Source organism: Specibacter cremeus (genome assembly GCF_003946885.1).
In the GTDB taxonomy this organism is placed as follows: domain Bacteria; phylum Actinomycetota; class Actinomycetes; order Actinomycetales; family Micrococcaceae; genus Specibacter; species Specibacter cremeus.
In genome coordinates this window covers 32859-48726 of the sequence record NZ_RWKQ01000034.1, presented here as the reverse complement: position 1 = coordinate 48726, position 15868 = coordinate 32859, and the positions used below count along the sequence as shown (strand labels likewise).

Annotated in this window: 17 protein-coding genes; 5 read left to right on the top strand and 12 right to left on the bottom strand. The window is 70.9% G+C overall.

Annotated elements, in window-relative coordinates; all coding sequences use genetic code 11:
• Positions 1–357 precede the first annotated feature (357 nt).
• The 5 genes from EJC77_RS13640 to fabF all read left to right on the top strand — a co-directional run bounded on the left by EJC77_RS13640 (position 358) and on the right by fabF (position 5388).
• Positions 358–1563, top strand: a complete 1206-nt coding sequence (locus tag EJC77_RS13640) for a PucR family transcriptional regulator (RefSeq protein ID WP_125613555.1) — start codon at positions 358–360, stop codon at positions 1561–1563.
• A gap of 96 nt (positions 1564–1659) precedes the next feature.
• Complete coding sequence (locus EJC77_RS13635) at positions 1660–2601, top strand: ACP S-malonyltransferase (protein WP_125613552.1); 942 nt, start codon at positions 1660–1662, stop codon at positions 2599–2601.
• A complete protein-coding gene (locus EJC77_RS13630) occupies positions 2598–3671 on the top strand; it encodes a beta-ketoacyl-ACP synthase III (RefSeq protein ID WP_125613549.1) in 1074 nt (357 codons plus the stop codon). Before EJC77_RS13635 ends, EJC77_RS13630 begins: the two co-directional genes overlap by 4 nt.
• A 103-nt stretch (positions 3672–3774) precedes the next feature.
• Positions 3775–4020 carry an acyl carrier protein gene (locus EJC77_RS13625; protein ID WP_044571151.1) on the top strand — a complete coding sequence of 82 codons (246 nt, stop codon included), beginning with the start codon at positions 3775–3777 and terminating at the stop codon, positions 4018–4020.
• 132 nt (positions 4021–4152) lie between these two features.
• The gene (gene fabF, locus EJC77_RS13620; RefSeq protein ID WP_125613546.1) at positions 4153–5388 is read left to right on the top strand and encodes a beta-ketoacyl-ACP synthase II; all 1236 of its coding nucleotides are present in this window, start codon (positions 4153–4155) and stop codon (positions 5386–5388) included.
• 118 nt (positions 5389–5506) lie between these two features.
• Here the strand turns inward: fabF and EJC77_RS13615 are convergent, their stop codons facing one another.
• The 12 genes from EJC77_RS13615 to EJC77_RS13560 all read right to left on the bottom strand — a co-directional run bounded on the left by EJC77_RS13615 (position 5507) and on the right by EJC77_RS13560 (position 15866).
• On the bottom strand, positions 5507–6010 hold the full coding sequence (locus EJC77_RS13615; protein WP_125613543.1) for a DUF3145 domain-containing protein: 504 nt from the start codon (positions 6008–6010) through the stop codon (positions 5507–5509).
• A 257-nt stretch (positions 6011–6267) separates the two neighbouring features.
• Positions 6268–7203 (bottom strand): tyrosine recombinase XerC, encoded by a 936-nt coding sequence (locus EJC77_RS13610; protein WP_125613540.1) that lies wholly within the window; start codon positions 7201–7203, stop codon positions 6268–6270.
• A 62-nt stretch (positions 7204–7265) separates the two neighbouring features.
• Positions 7266–8399, bottom strand: a complete 1134-nt coding sequence (gene dprA, locus EJC77_RS13605; protein ID WP_125613573.1) for a DNA-processing protein DprA — start codon at positions 8397–8399, stop codon at positions 7266–7268.
• Positions 8400–8470: 71 nt separating this feature from the next.
• Positions 8471–10012, bottom strand: coding sequence for a YifB family Mg chelatase-like AAA ATPase (locus tag EJC77_RS13600; protein WP_125613570.1), 1542 nt, complete (start codon positions 10010–10012; stop codon positions 8471–8473).
• A 2-nt stretch (positions 10013–10014) separates the two neighbouring features.
• On the bottom strand, positions 10015–10371 hold the full coding sequence (locus tag EJC77_RS13595; protein ID WP_125613537.1) for a YraN family protein: 357 nt from the start codon (positions 10369–10371) through the stop codon (positions 10015–10017).
• A 100-nt stretch (positions 10372–10471) separates the two neighbouring features.
• Entirely contained in the window at positions 10472–10804 is a 333-nt protein-coding gene (locus EJC77_RS13590) for a DUF2469 domain-containing protein (RefSeq protein ID WP_125613534.1), read from the bottom strand.
• A gap of 37 nt (positions 10805–10841) precedes the next feature.
• Positions 10842–11507, bottom strand: coding sequence for a ribonuclease HII (locus tag EJC77_RS13585; protein WP_125613531.1), 666 nt, complete (start codon positions 11505–11507; stop codon positions 10842–10844).
• The gene (lepB, locus tag EJC77_RS13580) at positions 11507–12418 is read right to left on the bottom strand and encodes a signal peptidase I (RefSeq protein WP_125613528.1); all 912 of its coding nucleotides are present in this window, start codon (positions 12416–12418) and stop codon (positions 11507–11509) included. Before lepB (EJC77_RS13580) ends, EJC77_RS13585 begins: the two co-directional genes overlap by 1 nt.
• Before the next feature lie 46 nt (positions 12419–12464).
• Positions 12465–13109: a signal peptidase I gene (lepB, locus tag EJC77_RS13575; RefSeq protein ID WP_125613526.1), complete on the bottom strand. Its 645-nt coding sequence runs from the start codon at positions 13107–13109 to the stop codon at positions 12465–12467.
• Positions 13110–13123: 14 nt separating this feature from the next.
• The gene (gene rplS / locus EJC77_RS13570; RefSeq protein ID WP_125613524.1) at positions 13124–13483 is read right to left on the bottom strand and encodes a 50S ribosomal protein L19; all 360 of its coding nucleotides are present in this window, start codon (positions 13481–13483) and stop codon (positions 13124–13126) included.
• 231 nt (positions 13484–13714) lie between these two features.
• Positions 13715–14260 (bottom strand): TetR/AcrR family transcriptional regulator, encoded by a 546-nt coding sequence (locus EJC77_RS13565; protein WP_205787312.1) that lies wholly within the window; start codon positions 14258–14260, stop codon positions 13715–13717.
• 37 nt (positions 14261–14297) lie between these two features.
• Positions 14298–15866, bottom strand: a complete 1569-nt coding sequence (locus EJC77_RS13560) for an MFS transporter (protein ID WP_205787310.1) — start codon at positions 15864–15866, stop codon at positions 14298–14300.
• Positions 15867–15868 lie beyond the last annotated feature (2 nt).

Here is a 15868-nt window from a genome sequence, read left to right as displayed (position 1 = left end):
CTCAACATCAACGCCGGCACCACCGGATCGGCCGGCGGCGACAGCTAGGGCCCCCGGGGATTGAGCCCGCCGGTGATTGAGCCCGTCGAAACCACCGGGCCTCGACAGGATCGAGCCCACCGGTGATTGAGCCCGCCGAAATCATTTGGTCTCGACGGGCTCGACCACNCCCCAGCGGCTCCCCCTGCTCGCAAGCTCGCACCGGGTCCCCCGCCGCTGTGGGCCCAGGCTCGACCACCGACCGGTCTCGACCAGCGGCGGGGCCGCACCGCCACAACAGCGGTGCGGCCCCGCCGTCGTCATTTGTAGCAATCACACAAATGGGCATTGGCACGGCTCTGGTCCTATGCTCGTTCAATGGCATATGACAGCAGCGACCCGACGGCATCCTCGCGCACCCTGGAGCGGTTGCGCGCCAACCTGGGGCACCTGTCCACCTCGACGCTGCGCGAACTCGACAACACGCTGCCCTGGTACCGGCGGCTCAGTTCCGACGAACGGTCCGCCCTGGGCCTGGTGGCACAGAACGGCATCGCCGCGTTCGTGTCCTGGTACGAGCACCCGTCCTCGCCCGGCTGGGTGCTCTCGGACGTGTTCGGCACCGCCCCGACCGAGCTGACCCGCTCGATCAGCCTGCAACGGGCGCTGCAGCTGATCCGCACCGTGGTCCAGGTGGTGGAGGACCGGGTGCCGGAGCTGGCCCCGGTGGACGAGCAGGTCGCGCTGCGCGAGGCCGTGCTCCGGTATTCGCGCGAGGTCGCGTTCGCCGCCGCCGACGTGTACGCCCGCGCCGCGGAGACGCGCGGCTCCTGGGACACGCGGCTGGAAGCGCTGGCCGTGGACGGGATCCTGCGCGGCGAGAACACGGACGCGCTGCAGTCCCGGTTCGCCGCGCTCGGCTGGAAGACGCAGCACAACATCACCGTCATGGTGGGCCCGTCACCGTCCGGCACGAATGCCGGGTTCGTCGCCGGGCTGCGCCGGGCGGCCGGCCGCTTCGCCGACGACGTGCTCGTGGGCATCCAGGGCGACCGGTTGATCCTGGTGTTGGGCAACGTGGTCGACAAGGAACCGGCCTACCACCGGCTCAGCGACCTGTTCGCGCCGGGGCCGGTCGTGTACGGGCCCCTCGCCGCGGGGTTCGACGAGGCCACCGCCGCCGCGCAGGCCGCCTTCGCCGGCATGGCCGTGGCGAAGGCGTGGCCGGCCGCGCCACGCCCCGTGGCGGCCGACGACCTGTGGCCCGAACGCGTGATCTCCGGCGACGAGACCGCACGCCGGGCGCTGCTCGCCAACATCTACCGCCCCCTGGTGGCCGCCTCGAACGGGTTGGCGGAGACGCTGGGCAGCTACCTGCAGCTGGGTCATTCACTGGAGGCCACCGCACGCGAACTGTTCGTCCACGCCAACACGGTCAGGTACCGGCTGCGCCGGGTCTGCGACGTCACGGGCTGGGATCCGCTCATCCCCCGCGAGGCGTTCGTACTGCAGACAGCGCTTGTAGTGGGCCGGCTGGCGGCACCGGCGAAGCCCGCCGCGGAGCGCCCCAATGGCCGCGCCTGACCCCGTCCACGTTGTAGACTTCCTACAAATGGACCCCCGGAGCTTGGTGCACCAAAACACGGGGAAAACCGGCCCCGGGCTGGAAAGGTAGATACCGTGCTCGCAATAGTTTGCCCCGGCCAAGGCTCCCAGACCCCCGGTTTCCTCTCCCCATGGCTGGAACTGCCCGGCGTCGAGGCCAGGCTCGCCTACCTGAGCGAGGCCGCCGGCATCGACCTGGTCACCCACGGGACGGTCTCGGATGCCGAAACCATCAAGGACACGGCGGTGGCGCAACCGCTGATCGTCGCCGCCGGCCTCATCGCCGCCGACGCCCTGCTCGACGCGCCGCTGGACACGCTGCCGGCCGTCGTCGCCGGCCATTCGGTGGGCGAGATCACCGCGGCGGCGCTGACCGGCACCTTGAACGACGACGACGCCATGGCGTTCGTGCGCGAACGCGCCACCACGATGGCCGCGGCCGCCGCCGTCACCCCGACCGGCATGGCCGCCGTCGTCGGCGGGGACCCGGACGAGGTGCTGGCCGCCATCGCCGCCGCCGGCCTGGACCCGGCGAACATGAACTCGAAGGGCCAGACCGTGGCCGCCGGAACGCTGGACCAGATCGCCGCGCTGCTGGCGAACCCGCCGGCCAAGGCCCGGGTCATCCCGCTGCAGGTCGCCGGCGCCTTCCACACCCACCACATGGCCCCGGCCGTCGCCGCGCTCGAGGCGCTGGCACCGTCGCTGACGGTCCACCAGCCGTCGGTGCCGCTGCTGTCCAACTACGACGGCGCCGTCGTCCGCTCCGGCGAAGCGGCGCTGGAGTCGCTCATCGCCCAGGTGTCGCGCCCGGTCCGCTGGGACAAGTGCATGGACACCATGGGCGCCATGGGCGTGACCCGCCTGATCGAGCTGACGCCGGCGGGCACGCTGACGGGCCTGGCCAAACGCGGCATGAACGGCGTTGTCACGGTTGCGGTGAAGACTCCGGACGACCTGGAGACCGCCAAGGAACTGCTGGCCGAACCGGCCACGGGGGAAGAAGGACACCAGTGAGCACGCCCACACTGAAGCAAAACGCCCTGCACGAGGGGACCCGGATCCTGGGCGTCGGCGCGTACCGGCCGTCCGTCATCGTCAGCAATGACGACGTGTGCCAGTGGATCGACTCATCCGACGAGTGGATCCGCAAGCGCACCGGCATCGTCACCCGGCACCGGGCCCCGCACGACGTGTCGGTCGTCGACATGGCCGTGGCGGCCGGCAGCGAGGCCATCGAGAAGGCCGGGATCGCCCCGGGCCAGCTCGGTGCCGTGATCGTCTCCACCGTCACCCACCCGTACGCGACCCCGTCCGCGGCCGCGCTCATCGCCGAACGGATCGGCGCCAGCCCGGCGCCCGCCTACGACGTGTCCGCCGCCTGCGCCGGCTACTGCTACGGCATCGCCCAGGCCGACGCCCTGGTCCGGGCCGGGACCGCCGACTACGTGCTGGTCATTGGCGCGGAGAAACTGTCGGACGTCATTGACAACCACGAACGCACCATCTCGTTCCTGCTGGGCGACGGCGCCGGCGCCGTCGTGATCGGCCCGGCCGAGGAGCCCGGCATCGGCCCGTCCGTGTGGGGTTCGGACGGCAGCAAGTGGGACACCATCGGCATGACGCACTCGCAACTGGAGATCCGCGACTTCAGCGAGCAGAGCATGAAGAATGGCACGGACCTGGACGACCTGGACCTGGCGGCCCTCGGGGAGGCGCAGGCCAACCTGTGGCCGACGCTGCGCCAGGACGGGCAGACGGTGTTCCGGTGGGCCGTGTGGGAGATGGCGAAGGTGGCCAAGCAGGCGCTCGAGGCGGCCGGCATCGAGGCGGCCGACCTCGGCGCGTTCGTCCCGCACCAGGCCAACATGCGCATCATCGACGAATTGGCCAAGCAGCTGAAACTGCCCGAATCGGTCATCGTCGCCCGGGACATCGCGGACGCCGGCAACACCTCGGCCGCCTCGATTCCGTTGGCCACGCACCGCCTGTTGGCGGAGAATCCGGAACTTTCCGGTAAATTGTCCCTGCAGATCGGTTTTGGTGCCGGCCTGGTGTTTGGCGCCCAAGTCGTCCGACTCCCGTAGAAACGAAAAATCGCGGACGGGCCGCGCCCGCGGCCCGTCCGACACCGCCTGAAACGGTCAAGATTCCTGACCAGGCACATCACATCAAGAAAAGGAGCCTGTAATGGCCAGCAACGAAGAAATCCTCGCCGGTTTGGCTGAAATCGTCAATGAAGAGACCGGCCTGGCCCCCGAGGCCGTCGAGTTGGAGAAGTCCTTCACCGACGACCTGGACATCGACTCCATCTCCATGATGACGATCGTCGTCAATGCCGAGGAGAAGTTCGACGTGAAGATCCCGGACGAAGAGGTCAAGAACCTCAAGACCGTCGGCGACGCCGTCAGCTTCATCGCCGGCGCCCAGGCCTAGCACTCACTGATCCGGCCCGGCCTCCCGCAGGAGGCGGCGCAGGCGGCGTGGATGGCCGGGGTGCCAGCCCCGGCCATCCACCAGCACACGCCCCATCCTGAACACTTCGTCTATTACCACGAGAGTTGAACCATGTCCCGCAAAGTTGTCATCACCGGTCTCGGAGCGACCACGCCGATCGGCGGAGATGTCCCGACCATGTGGAGGAACGCCCTCAAGGGTGTTTCCGGCGCCCACACGCTGACCGATGAATGGGTGGCCAAGTACGACCTTCCTGTGCACTTTGCGGCGAAGGTCAGCAATCCGGCCAGCGAGGTCCTGTCCCGGGTCGAGGCGAAGCGCCTGGACCCGTCCAGCCAGTTCGCCGTCATCGCCGCCCGCGAGGCCTGGAAGGACAGCGGCCTCGGGGAAATCGACCACGACCGTTTTGCTGTCGCGTTCGCCACCGGCATCGGCGGGGTGTGGACCCTGCTGGACGCGTGGGACACGCTGCGGGAAAAGGGCCCGCGCCGTGTGTTGCCCATGACGGTCCCGATGCTGATGCCCAACGGCGCCGCCGCCGCCGTCAGCCTGGACCTCGGCGCCCGGGCCGGCGCCCACACGCCGGTCTCGGCCTGCGCCTCGGGCACCGAGGCGCTGCACCTGGGCCTGGACCTGATCCGCGCCGGCAAGGCCGACGTCGTCATGGCCGGTGGTGCCGAGGCGGCCATCCACCCGCTGCCGTTGGCGGCGTTCGCCTCGATGCAGGCCCTGTCACGCCGCAATGACGATCCGGAGCACGCCTCCCGGCCCTACGACATCGACCGTGACGGGTTCGTCATGGGCGAGGGTGCCGGCGCGCTCGTCCTGGAGGCCGAGGAGCATGCCCTGGCCCGCGGGGCGCGCATCTACGGCGAACTGGCCGGCACGTCGGTCACGGCCGACGCCTACCACATCACGGCCCCGGACCCGGAGGGCCTGGGTGCCACGCGGGCGCTGAAGGCCGCCCTGTTCGATGCCCGGGCGCAGGCGGAGGACGTGGTGCATGTGAACGCCCACGCCACCTCGACGCCCGTCGGCGACCGGCCCGAGTACACGGCGTTGAGGGCCGCCCTCGGAAACCACGTGGACAATGTGGCGGTCTCCGCCACGAAGTCCCAGACCGGCCACCTGCTGGGCGCCTCGGGTGCCGTGGAGGCCGTCATGACGGTGCTGGCCGTGTACGACCGCAAGGCGCCGGTCACGATCAACCTGGAGAACCAGGACCCGGAGATCCCGCTGGACGTGGTGACCACGGCCCGCGACCTGCCTTCCGGCGACATCGTGGCGCTGAGCAACTCGTTCGGCTTCGGCGGGCACAACGCCGTCATCGTGGTGCGCAACCACTAGCCCACGCCCTCCCACGTGCGGGCCCGGCTAAACACGGCGAGGCGGCCACCCAGTTTGGGTGGCCGCCTCGACGTTTTTGGCTCCAGGTAGTTTGGTGGAGGTTTCCGCCGATGCGCTTTCAGCCGACGCGGTGCAGCCAGCGCACCGGGGCACCCGCGGCGGCGTGCCGGAACGGTTCGAGTTCCTCGTCCCAGGCCTCGCCGAGGGCAAGGGACAGTTCCTGGTACACGGCCGCGGGGTCGCCCTTGCCGGCCTCATAGGCGTAGCGGATGCGGTCCTCGGAGACCATGATGTTGCCGTGCACGTCGGTGACGGCGTGGAAGATGCCCAGCTCCGGGGTGTGCGACCAGCGCGACCCGTCGACCCCCCGGCTCGGTTCCTCGGTCACCTCGTAGCGCACGTTGGCCCAGCCGCGCAGCGCCGAAGCCAGCTTGGCACCGGTCCCCGCGGGGCCGTCCCAGGCGAGTTCCGTGCGCAGCATATTGGGCGCAGCGGGCTGGTCGATCCACTGCAACCCCGTGCGCTGGTCCATCACGGCGCTGATGGACGACTCGATATGTGGGCACATCACGGCCGGGGCCGAATGCACAAACAAGACACCGCGCGTCGAACCGACGTTCATACCATCCTCCATACTGTAGGTGCGTCTTCCCCAACGACCTGCCATGGAGCGGTGTGTTCGCGAGCGCGGATCCCTGGCGCCCATCGGCGCTGGTGCTCGTCCCGATCTTGCCCTTACTGGTGTGGTTACATCCCTATCATTGATCTTCCCGCCCGGGCAAAACGCAACGGGCGAATCCGTGTTTCATTGTGCCGCAGCTTCAATTGTTACGCCACCATGAGCGGCCAACGTCCGGCGTGTCGCCCGGCGTGTCGTACTCAGGCCCGCGGGTGGGCCTGCTGGTAGCTGGCCCGCAACCGTTCCACGGACACGTGCGTGTACAGCTGGGTGGTGGCCAGCGAGCTGTGGCCCAGGATCTCCTGGACGGTGCGCAGGTCCGCTCCCCCATCGAGCAGGTGCGTGGCCGCCGAGTGCCGCAGCGTGTGCGGGCTGGTCGCGGACGTGTCACCCAGGTCGGCCAGACGGCGTTCGACGACGGCGCGCACCTGCCGCTGGTCTATCCGGCGGCCGCGCACGCCGAGGAACAACGCCGGGCCCCCGGCCGGTTGCCAGAGGGCGGGCCGGCCGGTCCGCAACCACCCGTCGACGGCCCGGGCGGCCGGCACTCCGAACGGCACGGCCCGTTCCTTGTTGCCCTTGCCCAGGACGGTGAGCGTGCGGCGCGCAAGGTCCACGTCGTCGATGTCCAGCCCGGCGAGTTCACCGACGCGCACACCCGTGGCGTACAGCAGCTCGACCATGGCCAGGTCGCGCAGCGGCACGGCTCCCCCGTCTGCGGCGTCCTCGGCCAGGGCCCCAAGGGCGCGCTGGACCTGCTGCTGTTGCAACACCCCCGGCAGCGACTTGTCCCGCTGGGGTGCCCGCAGCCGCAACGCCGGATCGACGAGGACGAGTTCCTCCCGGGTGGCCCACGCGGTGAATGTGCGCACCGTGGCGGCACGGCGCGAGAGTGTGGAGCGGGCCAGCCCCTCCGTGCTTTGCGCCCCCAGCCAACGGCGCAGCAGGCCCAGGTCCAGGTCGGCCAGCGTGTGGCAGCCCTCGGCCACCGCATGGATGAACAATGCGTCAAGATCCGACAGGTACGCCCGAAGGGTGTGTGCCGACCGGCCGCGTTCGGCCGCAAGGTACCGGGCAAAGCCCGTCGACGCGGCGGTGAACTCCGCCGGCAGCCGGTCCCGTTCGTGTTGATCCACCCCCCTACTGTCCGCCGCGACAGCGGGCCGGGCAAGCTGCCCCGCCGCCCGCCACCAAAGTGTTACCTCTTCCGCCGCCAGCCGGCGCCGCCGCGCTCCGCCAGTCCCATGACCTCCAGCCGGCCAAGCCCGGCCAGCACGGCGGGCAGGCCCAGCCCGGCCACCGAACACAGTTTCTGCGGTGTCGTCACCGACGCCACGGGCAGCGCGTCCATGAGCAGCAGGTCCTCGACGGCCAACCCGTCGTGGCGTGCGGCGGCGCCCACCGGCTCGGCGGCCAGGTTGCTGCCCGCGGCCCCGGCCAGCTCGGCGACCTCGGCGACGTCCGTGACGCACACGGCCGATCCCTCACGCAGGATCCGGTGGCAGCCGGCCGAGTTCGCCGAATACACCGAGCCGGGGACGGCACCCACCGGACGGCTCAGCGCATCGGCATGGTGGGCGGTGTTCAGCGCCCCGGAGCGCCAGCGCGCCTCGACGACGACCGTGGCCGCCGCCAACGCCGCGATCAGCCTGTTGCGTTGCAGGAACCGGTACCTGGTCGGATTGGTGCCCGGCGGCACCTCGGCCACGAGCGCCCCGGCATCCGCGACGGCCCGGAGCAGTTCCTCATTCCCGGCCGGGTAGAACCGGTCCAGACCGCCGGCCATGATGGCCACGGTCGCCGGCCACCGGCCGGGATTGCCGCCGAGCGCCCCCCGGTGCGCGTGCGCGTCGATCCCGTAGGCGCCGCCGCTGATGACCGTGAACCCCCGGCCAACCAGCCCGTGGGCGACCTCGCCGGCCACATTGGCACCATAGGCGGTGCTGTCGCGGGACCCGACGACGGCGACGCACCGCTCGAGCGGTGGCAGCTCCCGCAGCCGTCCGCGCAGCCACAGCGCGATGGGCGCGGCAAGTTCCAGGTCACCGAGCGCGGCGGGCCACGCGTCGTCCTCCGGGATCAGCAGCGTGCCGCCCAGCCGCCCGATCATGGCGAGGTCCCGTTCCGGCGCCAGGTCACCCACCCTGGGCCGCCACCGGGTCAGCGCATCCGCCAGTCCGGGCCAGCGGGGCACCCCGGCATCGGCCAGCACGGCGCTCATGGCACGTTCGAGTTCCGGGCTGCCGGCGGCGGAGCCGCGGATGAACGCCAGCGCCTCGACGGGTCCGGCGGCCCGCACCAGGGCCAGCCCGGGCAGATCCGCCGGTTCCATCAGGCGGGTCAGCGCGGCGCGGGCGATCCGCGGGGCGTCACTGCCCACCCGGATTGGGGTCTCAAAGGTGTTCACAGTCCCAGTCCTCGCTGTCGCATTGTCAGGGCCAGCCCCACGTCGTCGCCGCCGGGCCTGTCCCGATCGGCGAGGTCGGCCACCGTCCAGGCGATCCGCAACACCCGGTCGTAGCCGCGGGCCGTCAGCGTGCCCGCCTGCATGGCCCGGTCCAGCAGGCCCGTGTCTGTGCGTTTGAGCTGCAGCGGTCCGCGCAGCAGGTTGCCCGTGACGTCGGCGTTGCGCACCAGCCCGAAGGGTCGCAGCCGCGCCGCCTGGCGGTCCCGGGCCCGCCGCACCCGGGCCGCCACGTCCACACTGGATTCGCGCGGCTCCGTGGACGACAGGTCCGGCAGAGAGACCCGGTGGACCTGCAGCTGGATGTCGACGCGATCCAGCAGCGGCCCGGACAACCGGCCGAAGTATCGGCGCCGCGCCATGGGCGTGCAGCTACACTCGGTGCCCTTGCCGCCGGCCTTCCCACACGGGCACGGGTTGGCGGCCAGCACGAGCTGGAAGCGCGCCGGGTAGGCGGCCGTGCCGGCCGACCGGTGCAGGACCAGCTCACCGCTTTCAAGCGGCTGCCGCAGCGCATCGAGGACCCGGCGATCGAACTCCGGCGCCTCGTCCAGGAACAAGACGCCACGGTGCGCCCGGGAGGCCGCCCCGGGACGGGGCACACCCGTGCCGCCCCCGATGATCGACGCCGTCGAGGCGGTGTGGTGCGGACGTTCGTACGGCGGGCGGTGCATCAACGCGGCGATGCCGGTGTGCGGTCCGTCGAGCGAATGGACGGCCGTGACCTCCATGGCCTCCCCGTCGTCAAGGTCGGGCAACAGCCCCGGCAACCGGTCGGCCAGCATGGTCTTGCCCGAGCCCGGCGGGCCGACCATGAGCAGGTGGTGGCCGCCCGCGGCGGCAATCTCCAGGGCCAGACGCGCCTCCGGCTGCCCGGCCACGTCCCGCAGGTCCGCCGCCTCCCCGGCGCCCGGGCCGGCGGCATCGTTGGGCGTCTGAATGGCCGCCGGTTCCGCGAACACCAGATCCTGCGGGTCGGCCCCATAGTCCAGCACGGCCTGGGCCAGCGACTCGTAGCCGCGCACCCGGGCGCCGCCGACCAGCCGGGCCTCGGCCAGGTTCCCGGCCGCCACGACGAAGTCCCGGCGTCCCGCCCGCAGGCCCGCAAGCACGGCCGGCAGGATGCCGCGCACGGGCCGCAGCCGCCCGTCCAGGCCCAGCTCGGCGATGAACACGGTCTGTCCCGTGCCGCGGACATCTCCGGCGGCATTGAGCGTCGCCATGACGATGGCCAGATCGAACGCCGAACCCTTCTTCGGCAGCGACGCCGGGATCAGGTTCACGGTGATCTTGCGCCGGCTCAGCGGGATGCCGGAGTTCTGCGCCGCAGACCGGATCCGGTCCTTGGCCTCGTTCAACGACGCATCGGGCAGCCCGAGCAGGACGAACGCCGGCAACGTCTGGCCGATGTCCGCCTCGACCTCGACGACGTGGCCGTTCAGGCCGACAAGCGCCACGGCCAGGGCCCGGCCCATGCCCACGGTCAATACACCCCCTTGAGGTGCGCGATGTCGGGCTCCGACCGGCCGTCGTCGATGATCCCCAACACGTCAATGCGCAGGGCGCCCAGGCCGCGGCCGTGCTCGTGGGCCCACATGACGGCCAGCGTCTTCAGCCGCGCCAGCTTGGCCCTCGTGACGGCCTCGAGCGGGTCGCCGAAGTTGCGTGAGCGGCGGGTCTTGACCTCGATGACGACGAGATCGCTTCCGTCGACGGCCACGATGTCGATTTCCCCACGCGGGCAGCGCCAGTTGCTGTCGATGACGCGGATGCCGCGGTCTTCCAGGTAGTCGGCGGCGAGCATTTCGCCGCGCCGGCCCAACTCGTCCTTTGGTTTCATCTGTTCCTCCGCGACCAGCGTCGCGGAGTCCGGGCGGGGGCACCAGTGCCGGGACGCACCCTGTGGACGGCGCAGGGTGTGGCGGTGGCTGTGGAGGAGTCTAGCCCAACGGCCCCAGGTGCCCATCCTTGGGGATCTGCAGGTCGTCGGTCTTCACAAGTTCCTCGACATTGACATCCTTGAACGTGATCACCCGCACGTTCTTCACGAAGCGCGCCGTGCGGTACACGTCCCACACCCAGGCGTCCTGCAGCGTCAGGTCGAAGTACACCTCGCCGTCGGCGGAACGGGCCGTCAGGTCCACATGGTTGGCCAGGTAGAAACGGCGCTCCGTCTCAACGACATAGGTGAACAGGTTGACCACGTCGCGGTACTCGCGGTAGAGCTGCAGCTCCATGTCCGTTTCATAGTTTTCCAGGTCCTCGGCACTCATGGTTCCATCATCCCCCACGGCGGCGCCGGGCGCCCACTCACCCGGCGGTGAGGCGCCAGGTTCGGCGGTGGAACTCCGTGGCGCCGTGCGCGGCGATCGCGGCCCGGTGCGCGGCCGTGGCGTAACCCTTGTTCACGTCCCAGCCGAATTCCGGGTGCGAGACGGCCAGCCCCGCCAGGATCGAGTCCCGCTCCACCTTCGCCAGCACGCTGGCCGCCGCCACCGACAGGCACGTCAGGTCCGCCTTGATGCGCGTGCGCACCGGCACGTCGGCACCACCGGCGGCCCCGCCGAACATCAGCTCGGGCTGCACCGGGACCGACAGCCAGTCCTGGTTCCCGTCGAGGATGACGACGCCCGGCAACACTTCGGCGGCCACGGCGTCCAGGGCGCGCACGCCGGCGCGCCGGAGCGCGGCCACGAGACCCACGGCGTCGATCTCGGCGGCCGACGCGTGCCCGACCGCGCTGGCCACGGCCCAGTCCCGGATCACGGGGACCAGCGCCTGCCGAGCCGGCTCCCGCAACAATTTGCTGTCCTTCACCCCGGCCAGCAGCTCCTGGCCGGCGGCAACCACCACGAGCCCGACGCTCACGGGCCCCGCCAGCGCGCCACGGCCGACCTCGTCGCAGCCGGCCACGAGGGCGTACCCCTGCCCGGCGAGTTCCCGCTCGAAGTCGAGCGTGGGCGCGGCGGCGGGCATCAGCGGGCCGCCGGGACGCCGGCGAAGACCTGCGGGTAGTCGCCCAGGATCGCCCAGCGCGTCACCGGCCAGGCGATGACGGTGGCCCGGCCCTCGATGTCGGAGATCGGCACGAACCCCTTGCCCGGCTGGTCCTGGTGGTAGCGGGAGTCCAGGGAATCGTTGCGGTGGTCGCCCATGACCCACACCTCGCCGGCCGGGACGACGACGTCGAACGGCGTGGCGGACGGCGCCGCGCCCGCGAACACATACGGCTCGGTGATGGGCGCGCCGTTGATGGTCAGCTTCCCGGCGGCATCACAGCACACGACGTGGTCGCCGGGCAGCCCGATGACGCGCTTGATCAGATGTTGCTGGGACTCGTCCGGCGCCAGGCCCACGAACGTGAGCGCGTCGCCGACCCAGCCGAACGGCCCCTTGTCCACGGGCGCCGTGGCCGGCAGCCAGCCCTGGGTGTCCTTGAACACGACGACGTCGCCGCGCTTGAGCGCCATCGGGGACGGCACCAGCAGGTTCACGAAGATCCGGTCATCAACCTGCAGGGTGTTCTCCATGGACCCGGACGGGATGAAGAACGCACGGAACAGGAACGTCTTGATCAGGAACGACAACAGCAGCGCGATGACGACGATCGTGCCGATCTCCTTCAGCCACGACAATGCCACGCCCCGGGGACCCGACGGCTTGCCGGCACCGCGTTTGCCCGCACTGTGTTGGCCGTGCCCTGAGCCGTGCCCTGAGCCGTGCCCTGAGCCGTGCCCTGGACCATGCCCTGAAGCATGCCCTGAACCGTGCCCGGCGTCGGCTGCGCCATCGTGCACTACGCCGGAGCCGGCGTCGCGCTCCCGGCCGGCGGCAGCATCGCCGTCGTACTCCGGCTCTCCCGGCGTGCCGGGCGGGTTCTGCTGCATCAATCGCTGCTTTCCTTGGGGTTGGTTCTTGCCGGGCGTGCGGCGCCTAGCGGGCCGGAAAGGACTGGATCCGGGCCGGCGGCCAGAGCACCTGCACCGGCCGGCCGATGACGCGGTCCACGTCCACCAGGCCGCCGCCCGGGGCGCCCAGCAGGTCGCGGGAGTCGGCGGAGACGGCACGGTGATCGCCCATGAGCCATAACTTACCGTCCGGAACGCGCACCTCGAACCGCAGCTCGCTGGGCGCGTCGTGCGGGTACAGGTACGGTTCGGTGATCGGGACGCCGTTGACCTCCAGCTGGCCGGCGGCGGTGCAGCATTTCACGGTGTCCCCGGCCACGCCGAGCACGCGCTTGACGTAGATGTCGTTGTTCGCCACCACACCCAGCCACTGCCCGGCCGCGACCAGGGCGTCCGCGACGGGGCCGCGCCCGGAGGCCGGCGGCGTGAACGAGCCGCGCCCGTCGAAGACCACGACGTCGCCGCGCCGGACGCCGGCGCCCGCGAACGCGGTGCGGGAGACCAGCACCCGGTCGCCGACGACCAGCAGCGGCTCCATCGACGCGGACGGGATCGAGTAGACGTCCACCCACGTGTTGCGCACCAGCGAAAGGGCCAGCACGAACGCGACGACGGCCACAATGACAAAACGCCAGCCCGGTTTCCCGGGCCGGCGTTTCGCTTCGGTCAAAGCGCTTTCGCCCGTTACTTGGCGGACGTGTTCTCGCGCTTTTCCTTGATCTTGGCGGCCTTGCCGCGCAGGTCGCGCATGTAGTACAGCTTGGCGCGGCGCACGTCGCCACGGGTGACGACCTCGATCTTGTCGATGACCGGGGAGTGCACCGGGAAGGTACGCTCCACGCCGACACCGAAGGAGATCTTGCGGACCGTGAACGTCTCGCGGACGCCGTCGCCCTGGCGGCGCAGCACGAAGCCCTTGAAGACCTGCACGCGGGAGCGGGTGCCTTCAATGATGTTCACGTGCACGTTGAGGGTGTCGCCGGCGCGGAAGGCGGGGATGTCGCTGCGCAGGCTGGCTGCGTCAACGGAATCGAGAATATGCATGTTCTCTCTCCTGGCAAACGCCACAGGTCGCTCGCGTTGTGTTGCGGCGCACCGGGCGCCCTTGCGGGCCCGACCCGGGCGTCGAAGCATGGTTGACCGGCTGCGCCGTGGATGGTTTGCCGGTGTGCCGGACTGTTGGCGGACGCTCCCCCTGTGGCAGGAACGCGCCCAGCGGGCACTGCACCCCATTTTGCCACATGGCGTGCCCCGGCGACGAATTCCGTCATCGTCTCAGAGCCGCAGGGCCGCCTCGATGTGGTCGAGGTACTCGGCGACCAGCCCGACCAGGTCGGCCCCCGGATCACCCACGGCGCTGAGCAGCGCCGCCATGGCGGCCCCCACCACGGCGCCGGCGAGGGCACGGATCTGGGGGTCGTCCACGGTCCGGCCGGTGCGGGCCGCCGCCAGGGCGGCCACCTGCTCGATGCCTTGAACCAGCTGGTCCAAGGCGGTGGCCCGCAATTCCGGCACCGTCCACAACAGGTTCATCCGCTCGCGCATACCGGCCGCCTCCGCCCCCGAGACGTGCCCCAGGACCTCGCGCATCGCCCCCACGATGGCCTCCACGGCATTGAGTTCGGGCGGTTGCGCGGCAAAGGCGGCATCGATCAGGGGATCCATGTCGTCCTGCAGCACCAGGTCCGCCTTGGTGGGAAAGTGCCGGTACAGGGTGCTCTCCGACACCAGTGACGCGGCGGCGACCTGTTCCACGGTGGTGGCGTCATAGCCCTGGTCCCGAAACAGTTGCAGGGCCTGCGCCTGGATCTCCCTCCGCATTTTGGCACGTTTTCGTTCGCGCAGCCCACCCGTCGGTTTATGCGTCTCCGCTGACAAGTTTGGGCTCCTTCCCGTCGGCTTTTCCGAGCCTATCGCGGCCGGCGCCGCCCCGCGGCATGAACACCAAGGCCAACACGAACCCACCACCACAGATCGCCACCGAGACCCACAGGGCCGCCGAAATACCGCCCACGAAGGCTTCGCGCACGGCCGCGACGTCGGCCGGCCGCGCCCGGGCGGCCAGGGCCACGCCGGCGAACACGCTGTGCCGGGCCGCCGCGGCAATCGCCGGCGGCAGCCCCTGACCGGCCAGCCCGGCCACATAGTACGCGTGCAGCACGCTGCCCAGCACGGCGGCGCCCAGCGGCGCACCGACCTTGCTGGCCGACTGCAGCACGGCCGAGCCGACCCCGCTGCGGTCCTCGTCCAGCCGGGAGAGCGCCGCCGTGCTGGCCGTGACCATCACCAGCCCCATCCCGGCGCCGACGAGCCCCAGCCACAGGCCCAGGAACCAGTCGGCGGATGCCACGGTGGTCAGGGTGCCGATCCCCGCGCCCAGGCCGAGCAGCGCGAAGCCGGCGGCGGTGGCCGCCTTCGCACCCACGGCCCGGGCCGCGACGGAGGCGCCCAGCGTCCCCGCCACCAGGCCGGCCACCAGCGGCAGCAGCCGCAGGCCGGAGCCGAGGGCGTCGGCGCCGAGCACGCCTTGGAAGTATTGCGGCATGGTGAACAGCGTTCCGATCATGGCCAGCCCGGCCACGGCCGCCAGGATCACACCCCAGGTGAAGGACGGCTCGGAGAACAGGGCAACGTCCACCAGCGGACTGCCGCCGGGGCGTCCGCCGATGCGGCGCTCCACCAGGAACAGGCCGGCCAACAGGGCCGCCCCGACGACGATGGCCACCCAGGCGCCCGGGTCGGTCCAGCCGTCCTGGCCGGCCCGGATGAACCCGTACACGGCCACGGCCAGCCCCGCCACGGACAAGGCGACGCCGGCCGGGTCCAGGCCCGGGCGTTGCGCGGCGCGGGATTCCGGCACCAGCGCCCCCGCGACCAGCATGCCCACCAACGCCACCGGCACGTTCACCAGGAAGACCCAGCCCCACCAGACATTGGTCAGCAGCCAGCCGCCCAGAATGGGCCCGATCGGCAGCGCCAGGAAGTTCGCCGCAGCCCAGATGCCCACCGCCCTGGGCCGCGCGGCGTCGTCGAACAGGACCGTCAAGGCCGCCAGGACCATGACCACGATCCCCGCGCCGGCCAGGCCCAGGAACATCCGCGCCGCGATGAACTCCAGCGACGTCGTCGAGAAGGCACAGGCCGCCGACCCGGCGCCGAACAGGACGAGGGCGACCATCAGCAGCCGCTTGCGCCCAAAGCGGTCGCCGATCAACCCGATCGGCAGCATGGCGGCGGCCAGGACCAGCAGGTACCCGGCCGTGAACCATTGCAGGTCGGGTTCGGTGGCGTGGAAGACGCCGGCCAGCGTGGGCAGCGCGACACTGAGCACCGTGGAATCCAGGCTGACCGCCATCACGGCCAGGCTGAGGGCGCCGAGGGCCCACCACTTGCGCGTGGACCGTTCGATCATGACTGTCGTTTCCATTA

What these genes read in the sequence shown, in the direction of transcription:
- EJC77_RS13595 (WP_125613537.1), bottom strand. Translation starts at nt 10,371, where the DNA reads ATGAAACCAAAGGACGAGTTGGGCCGGCGCGGCGAAATGCTCGCCGCC.
- fabF (WP_125613546.1), top strand. Translation starts at nt 4,153, where the DNA reads ATGTCCCGCAAAGTTGTCATCACCGGTCTCGGAGCGACCACGCCGATC.
- lepB (WP_125613528.1), bottom strand. Translation starts at nt 12,418, where the DNA reads ATGCAGCAGAACCCGCCCGGCACGCCGGGAGAGCCGGAGTACGACGGC.
- EJC77_RS13565 (WP_205787312.1), bottom strand. Translation starts at nt 14,260, where the DNA reads ATGCGGAGGGAGATCCAGGCGCAGGCCCTGCAACTGTTTCGGGACCAG.
- EJC77_RS13615 (WP_125613543.1), bottom strand. Translation starts at nt 6,010, where the DNA reads ATGAACGTCGGTTCGACGCGCGGTGTCTTGTTTGTGCATTCGGCCCCG.
- EJC77_RS13625 (WP_044571151.1), top strand. Translation starts at nt 3,775, where the DNA reads ATGGCCAGCAACGAAGAAATCCTCGCCGGTTTGGCTGAAATCGTCAAT.
- EJC77_RS13640 (WP_125613555.1), top strand. Translation starts at nt 358, where the DNA reads ATGGCATATGACAGCAGCGACCCGACGGCATCCTCGCGCACCCTGGAG.
- dprA (WP_125613573.1), bottom strand. Translation starts at nt 8,399, where the DNA reads ATGGAACCGGCGGATCTGCCCGGGCTGGCCCTGGTGCGGGCCGCCGGA.
- rplS (WP_125613524.1), bottom strand. Translation starts at nt 13,483, where the DNA reads ATGCATATTCTCGATTCCGTTGACGCAGCCAGCCTGCGCAGCGACATC.
- EJC77_RS13585 (WP_125613531.1), bottom strand. Translation starts at nt 11,507, where the DNA reads ATGCCCGCCGCCGCGCCCACGCTCGACTTCGAGCGGGAACTCGCCGGG.
- EJC77_RS13560 (WP_205787310.1), bottom strand. Translation starts at nt 15,866, where the DNA reads ATGGAAACGACAGTCATGATCGAACGGTCCACGCGCAAGTGGTGGGCC.
- EJC77_RS13590 (WP_125613534.1), bottom strand. Translation starts at nt 10,804, where the DNA reads ATGAGTGCCGAGGACCTGGAAAACTATGAAACGGACATGGAGCTGCAG.